Source organism: Mycobacterium sp. NPDC003449, from assembly GCF_053588415.1.
On record NZ_JBSFPX010000208.1, the window covers coordinates 1 to 11,663 of the forward strand.

At 68.3% G+C, this 11,663-nt stretch carries 12 protein-coding genes and 1 pseudogene; 5 read left to right on the top strand and 8 right to left on the bottom strand.

What is annotated here, in order from left to right; translation table 11 throughout:
* A pseudogene (locus ACWDTP_RS33000) lies at positions 1-185 on the top strand (MarR family transcriptional regulator); the annotation flags it as partial.
* A gap of 7 nt (positions 186-192) precedes the next feature.
* Here the strand turns inward: ACWDTP_RS33000 and ACWDTP_RS33005 are convergent.
* Positions 193-2,328, bottom strand: coding sequence for an acyltransferase family protein (locus tag ACWDTP_RS33005; RefSeq protein ID WP_450027430.1), 2,136 nt, complete (start codon positions 2,326-2,328; stop codon positions 193-195).
* A 78-nt stretch (positions 2,329-2,406) separates the two neighbouring features.
* Here ACWDTP_RS33005 and ACWDTP_RS33010 point away from each other — a divergent pair, with 78 nt between their 5' ends.
* The 3 genes from ACWDTP_RS33010 to ACWDTP_RS33020 all read left to right on the top strand — a co-directional run bounded on the left by ACWDTP_RS33010 (position 2,407) and on the right by ACWDTP_RS33020 (position 3,801).
* Entirely contained in the window at positions 2,407-2,766 is a 360-nt protein-coding gene (locus ACWDTP_RS33010; RefSeq protein ID WP_450027440.1) for a ribonuclease domain-containing protein, read from the top strand.
* Entirely contained in the window at positions 2,763-3,041 is a 279-nt protein-coding gene (locus tag ACWDTP_RS33015) for a barstar family protein (RefSeq protein WP_450027431.1), read from the top strand. Before ACWDTP_RS33010 ends, ACWDTP_RS33015 begins: the two co-directional genes overlap by 4 nt.
* A gap of 226 nt (positions 3,042-3,267) precedes the next feature.
* Complete coding sequence (locus tag ACWDTP_RS33020; protein WP_450027432.1) at positions 3,268-3,801, top strand: LuxR family transcriptional regulator; 534 nt, start codon at positions 3,268-3,270, stop codon at positions 3,799-3,801.
* 7 nt (positions 3,802-3,808) lie between these two features.
* Here the strand turns inward: ACWDTP_RS33020 and ACWDTP_RS33025 are convergent, their stop codons facing one another.
* The 7 genes from ACWDTP_RS33025 to ACWDTP_RS33055 all read right to left on the bottom strand — a co-directional run bounded on the left by ACWDTP_RS33025 (position 3,809) and on the right by ACWDTP_RS33055 (position 11,107).
* Positions 3,809-4,897, bottom strand: coding sequence for a phosphodiester glycosidase family protein (locus ACWDTP_RS33025; protein ID WP_450027441.1), 1,089 nt, complete (start codon positions 4,895-4,897; stop codon positions 3,809-3,811).
* Positions 4,898-5,070: 173 nt separating this feature from the next.
* Entirely contained in the window at positions 5,071-5,889 is an 819-nt protein-coding gene (locus tag ACWDTP_RS33030) for a methyltransferase domain-containing protein (protein ID WP_450027433.1), read from the bottom strand.
* Between the two features lie 72 nt (positions 5,890-5,961).
* Complete coding sequence (locus ACWDTP_RS33035) at positions 5,962-8,340, bottom strand: ATP-binding cassette domain-containing protein (protein WP_450027434.1); 2,379 nt, start codon at positions 8,338-8,340, stop codon at positions 5,962-5,964.
* A 2-nt stretch (positions 8,341-8,342) separates the two neighbouring features.
* Positions 8,343-8,753, bottom strand: a complete 411-nt coding sequence (locus tag ACWDTP_RS33040; RefSeq protein WP_450027435.1) for a VOC family protein — start codon at positions 8,751-8,753, stop codon at positions 8,343-8,345.
* Positions 8,754-8,758: 5 nt separating this feature from the next.
* The gene (locus tag ACWDTP_RS33045; protein ID WP_450027436.1) at positions 8,759-9,184 is read right to left on the bottom strand and encodes a helix-turn-helix transcriptional regulator; all 426 of its coding nucleotides are present in this window, start codon (positions 9,182-9,184) and stop codon (positions 8,759-8,761) included.
* The gene (locus tag ACWDTP_RS33050; protein ID WP_450027437.1) at positions 9,181-10,416 is read right to left on the bottom strand and encodes a PQQ-dependent sugar dehydrogenase; all 1,236 of its coding nucleotides are present in this window, start codon (positions 10,414-10,416) and stop codon (positions 9,181-9,183) included. Before ACWDTP_RS33050 ends, ACWDTP_RS33045 begins: the two co-directional genes overlap by 4 nt.
* Entirely contained in the window at positions 10,394-11,107 is a 714-nt protein-coding gene (locus ACWDTP_RS33055; RefSeq protein ID WP_450027438.1) for a pirin family protein, read from the bottom strand. Before ACWDTP_RS33055 ends, ACWDTP_RS33050 begins: the two co-directional genes overlap by 23 nt.
* A gap of 38 nt (positions 11,108-11,145) precedes the next feature.
* Here ACWDTP_RS33055 and ACWDTP_RS33060 point away from each other — a divergent pair.
* Positions 11,146-11,663 (top strand): SDR family NAD(P)-dependent oxidoreductase (locus ACWDTP_RS33060; protein ID WP_450027439.1); only part of this gene is annotated, 518 nt, incomplete at its 3' end.

Consider the following 11,663-nt stretch of genomic DNA (forward strand, 5'->3'; position numbering starts at 1 on the left):
AAGAAGGCGAACAGCGGGGCCGGGCCCGCGAACTGCACCTGACAGGGCCGGGACGGAAGCGGTTGGCCGGCGCCCACGCGGCCGTGCTCGAGGTCGAAGCCGACATGCTCGGCGATATGGCCGAAGCGAGTCGGACGCAGCTGGCCCGGATGCTGCTGCGCTGCGCGCGCAACCTCGAAGGCTGAGGCGGGCCTACGCGGTCGCGGCCAGATCGGCGATCACCGGCGAGAGCACCCGCGCGTATTCGGCGGTGATGTGATTGTCGTCGGAGAAGACCAGGGTGTTGCCGATGATGACCGGGCAGCGGCGGTCGGTGCAGAAGAACTCGCCGAGGTCCGCGTACCGGCCGCCGCCGGTCCGTACCGCCGCGGTCTCGGCGGCGACGCCGGCGTCGTTAATCGCGGCCGACCGATCGGGAGCGCACGCCGTCGCATCGTCCATATGCGCCGACAGGCAGGTGGGTACCGAACCGTGTGGATCGGGGACCGGGCCGAGCACGAGCACCCGCGCCCCGGTACCGCGCAGCTGCGACACCAGCCGGGTCAACCCGTCCAGCCAGGCCGGGTCGTAGCTGACGAATCCGAAGTCGGCGCCGTAGCGGCGCGCCATGTCGAGCACGATAAGGGCTGGCCGTTCCTTGGCGACCCTGGCGAGCACCGCGGCCCGCCACTGTTCGCATTCGGTGTAGTCGCGGCCCAGATAGGGGCTGACGATCGGGAGCTTGATCAACGGGCAGGTGACCTTGGCCATGGTCTCCAGCCGCCAACCGCGCTGCCGGGCAAGGGGTTCGAGGGCGGGCTGCCACATCGCCGCATGCGAATCGCCGATCAGGGCGACCGTGGTGGGCGAGTCGGTGGCCCCGGAGGCGCATTCGGGTTGCGTGACGTCCTTCCAGGACAGGACGCAGCCGTTGACGAACGGCTCGGGTTTGGCGATATCGCCCAGCGGTGGGTCGAGATTCGACGGCACCGCGTGCAGATCCGCCGCCGCGGCGATCGCGGCGCGCAGCTGTTGCCGCGCCGTCGGGGGTGCGGGCGGCGGGGTGGCGGTGTCCTCGACGGTGGCGACGGGCACGGCGGCCGGCCCGGCACCGGTGGGAACCGGGCGAATCGCCAGCAACGCCAGCCCGGCACACACCGCGACCCCGGTCGCGGTGGCGCCGACCGCCAGGCTGCGCCACGCCGATGCGCGCAGCGCGGCGGCGAACCGGGCCGGGTTCTCGATCAGGTGCAGCGTGAGGATCGCCAGGCCGAACGAGATCGCCACCGCGGCCAGCCGACCCGCGAACCCCAGTTCGCCTCCGAGCAGCGCCGGGGCCAGCAGCAGCACCGGCCAGTGCCACAGGTACCACGAGTACGACAGCCTGCCGATACCGCGCAGCACCGGTTTGGACAGCAGGCGGCCCACCCCCAGATCGGGGATGGCGCACCCGGCGCCGATCACCAGCGCGGTGCCGAGCACCGGCAACAGCGCCGCGGTACCGGGGTAGGGCGTGGTGGCACCGATCTGGGTGCAGGTGAGCAGGATCAGGGAGAGCCCGCCCCAGCCCGCGACGGCCGCGCACACCGGATGCACCTGGCGCCAGTGGGCCGCGGTCAGCGCGACCAGGCCGCCCACCGCCAATTCCCAGGCCCGGGTGGGCAGCGAGAAGAACGCCCAGGCCGGCAGCGTCCGCGTCCACGTCAGCGACAGGGCCAGCGAGGCCGCCGCGACGACCGCGAGGACCGCGGCGTAGGGCAGAGCCGATCGGGTGGCGCGCCCGCGCCGGGCCAGCCACCACGCCGTACCGAGGATCACCGCGGGCCACAGCAGATAGAACTGTTCCTCCACGCCCAGCGACCAGTAGTGCTGCAGGGGTGACGGCGCGGCGTCGGCCGCCAGATAATCGGTGCCCGTCGCGGCGAACCGGTAGTTGCCCAGGTAGAGGGCGTTGGCGATAGCGTCGCCGAGCACCGCCCGGGCCCGCAGCGGTGGAAGCAGCGCCACCGTCGTGATGGAGGTCGCCACCAGCACCACCGCGGCGGCCGGAAGCAGCCGCCGGGCCCGCGCGGCGTAGAACGAGGCCAGGCGCACGGTCCCGGTCCGGGCGGCCTCGCGCCAGAGCAGCCCGGTGATCAGGAACCCGGAGACGACGAAAAACACGTCGACGCCGACGAATCCGCCGCGCACTCCGGGCACACCCGCGTGATAGGCCACCACGACGAGCACCGCGACGGCCCGCAGCCCCTCGATATCGGGACGAAACTCGCCGTGAGACAGCGACTTCCGTCCACTCACGGAACGGTCGCGGCGGGGCGGGTGCGTCGAGGGGTAGGTAACTCTGCTCACTCGAGCAACGATCGTCCCACGAGAATCCGCGGTAACCGCGGATTTGTTGCTAGCGTCGTGCCGATGCGGCGAACACGCATGGCGGCCGTGGTGCTGCTGGGAGCCCTCCTGACCGGGTGCCACAGCGCGACCGATACCGCCGACGGAACCTGTAACCTCGACGGCCTTCCCCGCGAGGCCGGCCAGACCGTCGACCTCATCCAGTCCGACGGGCCGTTTCCGTACCCGCGCAACGACGGTTCGGTCTTCGGCAATTTCGAGGGTCTGCTGCCCAAGCACGAGCGCGGCTACTACCGCGAATACACCGTGCCGACCCCGGGCGCGAAAAATCGCGGCGCCCGGCGGATCGTCACCGGCGGGAAACCGGCGACCGACCCACCCGAGTACTACTACACCGGCGACCACTACGAATCGTTCTGCCTGATCGGAGGGATGTGAAAACCTATCGGATCGACGGCTCGCAGATCGGGTCCAAGGCGGATTTCTTCACCGAGATCGGCCGGGCCGTCAACGGGGACGGCGGTTACTTCGGGTCCAATCTCGACGCGTTGGCCGACTGCCTGCGCGGCGGGTTCGGCACCCCCGAGGACGGCCCGTTCCGGTTCGTCCTGACCGATTACCGGCACGCCAAATCGGCGCTCGGCGACGACACCTGGTCCACGCTGCTCTACATTTTCAGCACCGAAGGTGTCGACCTCTGGCTGGAGGCCTGAGCGACCGCCAAAAATGTCGGCAAACCCCGAATGTGGGACCGAACCCGGATTTGGCGCGGGCAAAGCCGGTCCGTGGGGGAGTTGGCAACCGGGCCGGAACGGGCCAGGTTGACACATTCACCGTTGGATGATTCATCCGACGCACGCCGTCCCGCAAGTGGTTACGCTGGATTTCTGTAGCGTGCCGACCGGCGCGAGGGAATTGGCGATCCGACGGGAGCGGCGCGTGACCGAGAAGCATCTGTCCGCGAGGACGACGGTGCTGTTGGCGTGTGTCGAGGGATCGGCCTGGCTGTGGCAAACCGAGCCATGGGAGACCGCCGCCGCGCTCCCGTGGCTGCGCGCCACGGTGACCCACCTCAGCGCGCTCAACGACGGTGTCCTGTACGACGGGCGCGACGCGGGCGACAGCTTCGTGGTGGCCTTCGAGCGGGCATCCGATGCGCTGTCCTGCGCGCTGGATCTCCAGCTCACGTCGTTGGATCCGTTCGCACTGTGCATCGGGTTGCACAGCTTCGAATGCGCCGATAGCGCAGGCCGCAACGAAGTGGTCCGGCTGCGCGACATCGCCCGCGGTGGCCAGACGCTGGTGTCGGGGGCGACGCAGGCGCTGGCCGGCGATGACCTCCGGGCCGGCGCCGCGTTGATGCCACTCGGTGTTCACACCCCGGGCGACGGGCACGGGCGGGAGCCGCTCTTCCAGCTGTGCCATCCCGGCCTGGACAGCCACTCCCGGCACTTTCAGCAGTTGTCGAACTGAGGGCCTGTCAGCTGAAGGCCAGCCAGCTGGGCAACGAACGTTCGCGCGAGTCGCACAACACCTGGCGGGTATCGCAGTTGCCCTTCGGGGAGCCGGCACCGCTCCACATCCCGCCGGTGTCGCGCCGTAGCACGATGGCCGACGATCCGCCGCCGTCGAGCAGCACTGCATTGTCGGCGCCCAACCCGCGGAACAGGTCCTGCATGTTGTCGGGGGTGTAGCTGCCGCCCTGGAACACGTAGAGCTGATCGTTGGCCCGGTTGTAGCCCAGCGCGGTGCGGGCGGCGCTGGGCCCGTTGTCGTTGAGCTGGCCGGTGTCCCCCGGCGCCAGCAGGCCGATGCCCGCGACCGCCACGAACCGGGCGTTCTGGTCGAGCAGGCGTTGGATCACCGGGGTCGCCGCGTCGTAGTCGTCGGGACCCTTGGGCATCACCACATAGGGCGCGCCGCCGACCGGCATGATCATGGTGGCTAGCGCTGACCAGTGTTCGTTCCCGCCCGAGAGGCCCTGCTTGCCCGCGTAGGCCAGGGTGCCCGTCACCGCCGCGTTGGCCCGGCCCTGACCCCTGGTGTTGTCGACGTAGGCACCCAGCGGTGAACTGCATTTGGTGTTCCGCCACGCGCCACCCTGCTGCGGGCGCACATCGAAGAAGTTGGCGTTGACCGCGATGGTCGGTGAGCCGAGCACCTGCCAGGCCGCAAGAGGCGCATAGGTTTCCGACGCCTGCCACAGGCCCTCGTTGGTGCGTGCCCCCGGGGTGCGCTCGCAGCGGGACTGATAACCCTGGTGCGAGTCGACCAGCAGCCGCGGATGCAATCGGCTGGAAGCGTTCTTGATGGTCATCAGGTGGCCACCGCCGTTGAGCGTGTACGCCCGGCCGTCGGCGGCGACGAACGGTGCGGCGAACTGTCCGCCGAAGTTGTAGACGAGGTAGGCGCCCTTGGTGTTGGCGATCGCCCCTAACAGCAGGGCCTTGGCGTCCTCGGCCGCCGCCACCGGAGATCCGGTCGTGCCCAGGGCGGCACACAACGCGAAGGTCGCGGTCGCCGCTATCACGCGGCGGAATGATTTTGCCAGGCCGGGCACGAAATACACAATAACCACACAGGTCACTCTGTCAACATTGATAACAGTGTGGTCACTCTTGTGTACCGGGTGGGTACCGCGTTTGCTGAACGGCCCGCTGTTGATGCTGTCAGACCGTCATACGTTGCGAGCGAGCTGCCGCTAGCCGTGTCTTATCTGGGTCGGATCTAGGTGCAGGGGCGTTATCGGGGCTTGGGTTGTGTTGTGCGAGTTGCGGTCAGGACTTCCAGGGCGACAGGCTCGATGAAGTGACCGCTTGGTTCGATCGCGAGCAGGGCGTCGGTGACGGTGTCCTCGAACTCGGTCTGTCGGTCGGCGAGTATTCGGCGTAGTGGCACCGACGTCGAGTAGAGGTAGCCGATGGCTTGTTCGACGGTCCAGCGTCGTGTGAATTCGTAGACCCGGCGACTCACCTGCTGGAACGGCGAATTGGCCAATACGTGCTCATGTGTCTGGCGGGTGGTGGTCGCTGATGACGGGCCGTGTTGGTAATCCGGCGGCAGGAATCGATGCTGGACCTCTTGGATGGCCCGCTGCCATGGTGTGCTCGGCAACAAAAGGTTGCTGTCGTTGGCGATGACCAGGCTGCCGTCACGGTCGACCATGTCATCGAGAGCAGTCAGGACGTGTTCGCGATCCATCCAGTGAAATGAGCGACCCATGGTGACCAGCGTGAAGCGCCCGAGGCCGGTCGGGAGGTCTGCAGAATTGCCACCGATCCACCTCACATTGGTGACAGCTGCTTCCTGTGCTTGCCGAGAGCCTTCGGCGAGCATGTCCGGTTCGGGATCCATCCCGACCGCCTCGGCGACGTGGGCGGCCAGGGGGAGCGTCAGTTGACCGGTACCGCAACCCAGATCAAGCAATCGGCCGGTGCCATCGAGACCCAGGCGCTGGGTCACATCGTCGAGAAAGTCGCGCGGATACCCCGGTCGATACCGGGCATAGTGCCATGCCGTCCCGGAAAATAGGCCACCGTTCGGACTGCGGGGCTGGCTCAACGTCACCTTCTTCCGCACGACGGCTGGGCGCGAACCGCTCTCGTCGGCCCAGGCTGTCAGCACATAAAAAGCCTAGTCGGACTTGGTGACATAATTTGCCAGGTGTTCGCCGGTGAGCGTCGATCGGTCGGCGACCAGATCGGCGGGGGTTCCCTCGAACACCACCCGGCCGCCGTCGTGACCCGCGCCCGGGCCCAGGTCGATGATCCAGTCGGCGTGCGCCATCACCGCCAGATGATGCTCGATGACGATCACCGACTTTCCCGCGTCGACCAGCCGGTCCAACAAGGCGAGGAGTTGTTCGACATCGGCGAGGTGCAGGCCCGTGGTGGGCTCGTCGAGAATGTAGACCGCGCCCTCGTCGGCCCCCTTCTCGCCGAGCCGTGCCGCCAGCTTGAGCCGCTGGCGCTCACCACCCGACAGCGTGGTGAGCGGCTGGCCGAGTGTCAGGTAGCCCAGGCCGACGTCGCTCATACGGTCCAGAATCTTCTGTGCGGCAGGAACTTTGGCCTCTTTCGTACCAAAGAACGCGGCGGCCTCGAACACCGGCATCGCCAGCACTTCGGCGATGTCACGTCCGCCCAGCGTGTACTCCAGCACCGACGCCTGGAACCGCCTGCCCTCACATTCCTCGCAGGTCGACTCGACGGTGGCCATCACCCCAAGCTCGGTGTAGATGACGCCGGCACCGTTGCACACCGGGCAGGCGCCCTCCGAATTCGAGCTGAACAGAGCCGGTTTCACTCCGTTGGCCTTCGCGAAGGCCTTGCGGATCGGGTCGAGCAGCCCGGTGTAGGTCGCCGGGTTGCTGCGGCGGGAACCGCGGATCGGGCTCTGGTCCACCGAGATCACGCCGTCGCGACCGGTCACCGAACCGTCGATCAGCGAGCTCTTGCCCGAGCCGGCCACCCCGGTGACGACCACCAGCAGGCCCAGCGGGATGTCGACGTCGACGTCGCGCAGGTTGTGGGTATCGGCGCCGCGGATCTCCAAAGTGCCGGCGGATTTCCGGACGGTGTCCTTCAGCGCCGCCCGGTAGCTCAGATGGCGGCCGGTGATGGTGTCGCTGTCACGTAGACCTGTGACGGTGCCCTCGAACACCACCTCGCCGCCCGCGCTGCCCGCCCCGGGACCGAGGTCGACGACGTGATCGGCGATCGCGATGGTCTCCGGTTTGTGCTCGACCACCAGCACGGTGTTGCCCTTGTCCCGCAGCGCCAGCAGCAGATCGTTCATCCGGGCGATGTCGTGGGGATGCAGGCCGATCGTCGGTTCGTCGAACACGTAGGTGACGTCGGTGAGTGCCGACCCGAGATGACGGATCATCTTGACCCGCTGCGCTTCCCCACCCGACAGGGTGCCTGCGGGCCGGTCCAGCGACAGGTAGCCCAGCCCGATCTCGACGAACGAGTCCAGGGTGTGCCTGAGCGCGCCCAGCAGCGGCGCCACCGGTTTCGCGGCGGGCTTACCGGCGAACGCGGCGATCCACTCGGCGAGATCGGTGAGCTGCATGGCGCAGACGTCGGCGATGTTGAGCCCGTCGATCTTCGACGAGCGGGCGGTCTCCGCCAGCCGGGTGCCGGCACAGTCCGGGCAGGTCGTGAAGGTCACCGCGCGCTCCACGAAGGCACGGATGTGCGGTTGCATCGCCTCGACGTCCTTGGCCAGGAACGACTTCTGGATCTGCGGGATCAACCCCAGATAGGTCAGGTTGACGCCGTCGATCTTGAGTTTGGTCGCCTCCTTGTGCAGCAGCGCGTCGAGTTCCTTCGCGGTGAACGTGTTGATCGGCTTGTCCGGATCGAAGAAGCCGCAGCCGTTGAAGATCCGGCCGTACCAGCCCTCCATGCTGAAACCGGGAATGGTCAGCGCGCCCTCGTTGAGCGATTTGGTGTCGTCGTAGAGCGCGGTCAGATCGATATCGTTGACCGCGCCGCGTCCCTCGCAGCGTGGGCACATGCCGCCGACCAGGTTGAACTCGCGTCGCTCCTTGACCGTTCGGCCGCCCTTCTCGAAGCTCACCGCACCCGCGCCGCTCATCGAGGCCACGTTGAACGAGAACGCCTGCGGCGAGCCGATATGCGGCGTGCCCAGCCGGCTGAACAGGATTCGCAGCATCGCCCCGGTATCGGTGGCGGTGCCGACGGTGGAGCGCGGGTCGGCACCCATGCGCTGCTGATCGACGATGATCGCCGTCGTGAGGCCCGCGAGCACGTCGACCTCGGGGCGGGCCAGGTTCGGCATGAATCCCTGCACGAAGGCCGGATAGGTCTCGTTGATCAGCCGCTGGGACTCCGCGGCGATCGTGTCGAACACCAGCGAACTCTTACCCGAGCCCGAGACGCCGGTGAACACCGTGAGCCGGCGCTTCGGCAGCTCGATGTCGACGTCCTTGAGGTTGTTCTCCCGGGCCCCGGTGACCCGGATCAGATCATGGCTGTCGGCTTTCAAGGTCAGGACAACTCCTGGATCCGGACGGTGTTGCCCGCGGGGTCGCGGAACGCGCAGTCGCGGGCGCCCCACGGTTGGTCGGTGGGTTCCTGCATCACGTCGGCGCCGGTGGCCTGCACCTTCTCGAACAGACCGTCCAGGTCGGTGGTGGCGAGCATGATGCTGGCGTAGGTGCCCTTGGCCATCATCTCGGCGATCACCCGGCGCTCCTCGTCGGTGATGCCGGGATCGGCCGCCGGCGGCGTGAGGACGACGTTGGTGTCCGGGCGCCCGGCCGGACCGATCGTGATCCAGCGCATGTCCTGATATCCGACGTCCTTGCGGACCTCGAAGCCCAGCGCATCGCGGTAGAACGCCAGCGACGCCTCGGGGTCGGTGTGCGGGAGGAAGCTCGCGTTGATGCTGATATCCATGCCGGTCACGCTAGCGGTGGACCGGAGACCGACGCTTCTCGATTCCTGATCGGTCTGGTGACCTGCTTGGCCACGCACGACGGGATGCCCTCGGTCGCGTCCGTAGCCTTCTGCCGGTACGCACTGGGCGGCATGCCGACCAGCTCGGTGAACCGGGTGCTGAATGTGCCCAGCGATGAGCAGCCCACCGCGAAGCAGGCCTCGGTGACCGAGACATCACCACGGCGCAGCAGCGCCATCGCACGCTCGATGCGCCGGGTCATCAGATAGGAATAGGGCGACTCGCCGTAGGCGATCTTGAACTGGCGCGACAGATGCCCGGCCGACATGTTCACGCCCCGGGCCAGCGCCTCGACGTTGAGCGGCTGAGCGTACTCACGGTCGATCCGGTCCCGGACCCGGCGCAGCAGCCGCAGATCGCTGAGGTTCATCGGCCCGGGGCCAACCGGTACACCGCGCCCGCGTAGTCGTCGGTGATGTAGACGGCACCGTCGGGGCCGGTGACCGCGGCAACTGGGCGGCCCCAGCGGGTTCCGTCCTGGGCCTGAAATCCGCCGACCAGGGTCTGCTGCGGGCCCAAGGTGCCGTCGCGCCAGGCGAAGAACGACACCTCCGGGGCGCGCGGGGCATCCCGGTTCCACGACCCGTGCACCCCGACCAGTGCCCCCTGGCCGAACGGAGCAGGTAACCGGGCGAAACTCATCCCCAGCGGGGCCGAGTGCGCGCCGAGCGTCTGATCGATGGGTTCCAGTGCCGCACAATCCATTTGCGCACCATCGGGATTGGTCTGCAGGTCGCGGATCAGGGCCGAGGGGGCCGGGCCGTCGGGATTGCAGTACGGCCAACCCAGTTCGCGGCCAGGGGTGAGCCGCGCGACCGATTCCGGCGGATGGTCGTCGACGTACTCCTGCCGCACCTGCCCGTCCGGATCGGCGACGTTGTCACGGTTGTTGACCGCGGTCCACAACGATCCGTCGGGCCCGAAGGCCAGCCCGGTGCCGTTGCGGACGCCGGTGGCGAACGGCTCGGCCCGCCCACCGCCCGGCGGTACCCGCATGATGGTGGCCCGCGGTGGGTCGGCGGTACGATCCTCGGCCGAGATGTTGCCGGTCGAACCGATCGAGAAGTACACCGCGCCATCGCCTCCCACCACGACGCTCTTGAGCGCGTGGGCATAGGCGCCGTGCAGGTCGGGGCTCTTGGCGTCGGGGAGGTTCTCGGCGACAGGCCTCCGGTTGACGGCGCGCCCGTCGACGTAGTCGTAGGCGTCGATCCGGTCGCTCTCGGCCACATACAGGGTGGACCCGGCGAAGGCCAGACCGTGCGGCTGTTCGAGGCCGTCGAGCAGGATGCCCTGTTCAGGCCGCACCGTAAGCACCCGGCCGGTGCTCGGCACCGAAACCAGCAGCTTGCCGTCCGGGGTGAACGCGGCCATCCGGGCCTTGGGCACCCGGGCGATCACCTCGATGGACCACCCGGCCGGGATCAGCGCCTGGTGAGGCTCATCGAGTTGCACGGTGGCCGGGGTGAGCCCGGTGGCCTGTTGTTGCGTGGTAGACGTCGTGGTGGCCGGAGCCGGCGGCGCGGTGTCGGTGCCGCACCCGGCGAGCACGACTGCCGACCCGATGACCCCGATAAGCTTATGCCCCAGCGAGACTCGCATGCATCTCCCACACCAGGATCTCGGCATCGGCCGGGGCGGTGACCCGCTGCCCGCCGGTCGCGGTGAGCCGGGCGGCGTCGCCGGTGGCCAGGTCGCCGGAATCCTCCAGCGTCACGGCGCCGCGCGCCACGAACAGGTGCACGTAGGGTGCCTGCGGCAGCTCGACGGCGTCTCCGGTGCGCAGGCGGGCGCCGTGCAGCGTCGCATTGCGGTTGTGCAGCGTCACCGCGGCATCGGTGGCACCCGAGGCGATCGGGGTCAGTGCGCCGGCGAGCTCGATCTCCCGTTGCTGGTAGTCCGGCGTCACACCGGCCTCCTCGGGAAGCGCCCACATCTGCACGAAATGCACCGGCTCGCTTGATGATCCGTTCTTCTCGGAATGCTGGACCCCGGTGCCCGCCGACATCCGCTGGGCCAGGCCCGGATAGATCACACCGGAGTTCCCCATCGAATCCCGGTGTGCCAGCTCTCCGGACAGCACCCAGGTGACGATCTCCATATCCCGGTGCGGGTGAGTGTCGAAGCCGGCGGCCGGCGCGACGACGTCGTCGTTGTTGACCAGGAGCAGGCCGTGGTGGGTGTTGGCCGGGTCGTAGTGGTCGCCGAACGAGAACGAGTGCCGTGAGCGCAGCCACTCCGTCGTGGTGAGGCCACGATCGTCGGCGCGGCGGATATCGACGTTCGCGGGCATGCGGTCAGCCTACCGACGACACGCCTTAGTCTGTGCTCGTGGATATCAACGGAGCTAGCGCAATCGTCACCGGTGGCGCATCGGGTATCGGTGCGGCAACTGCCCGGCAGTTGGCCGCCAAGGGAGCCAGGGTCGTCATCGCCGACCTGCAGGCAGACAAGGGCGAGGCCCTCGCCAAGGAGCTCGGCGGCGCGTTCGCCATCGTCGACGTCACCGACACCGCCCAGATCGAGGCCGCGGTCGACAAGGCCGGCGAACTCGGCCCGCTGCGTGCCCTGGTGAACTCGGCCGGTATCGGCTGGGCCCAGCGCACCATCGGCAAGGACGGCGAGTACGCCTCGGCGCACAACCTCGACGCCTATAAGAAGGTGCTGGCGATCAACCTGGTCGGCACCTTCGACGCCATCCGGCTGGCCGCGACCGCGATGGGCCGGCTCGACCCCACCGAGACCGGTGAGCGCGGCGCGATCGTCAACATGACCAGCGTCGCGGCCTTCGACGGCCAGATCGGTCAGGCCGCCTACTCGTCGTCGAAGGGCGGTGTGGTGGGGCTGAC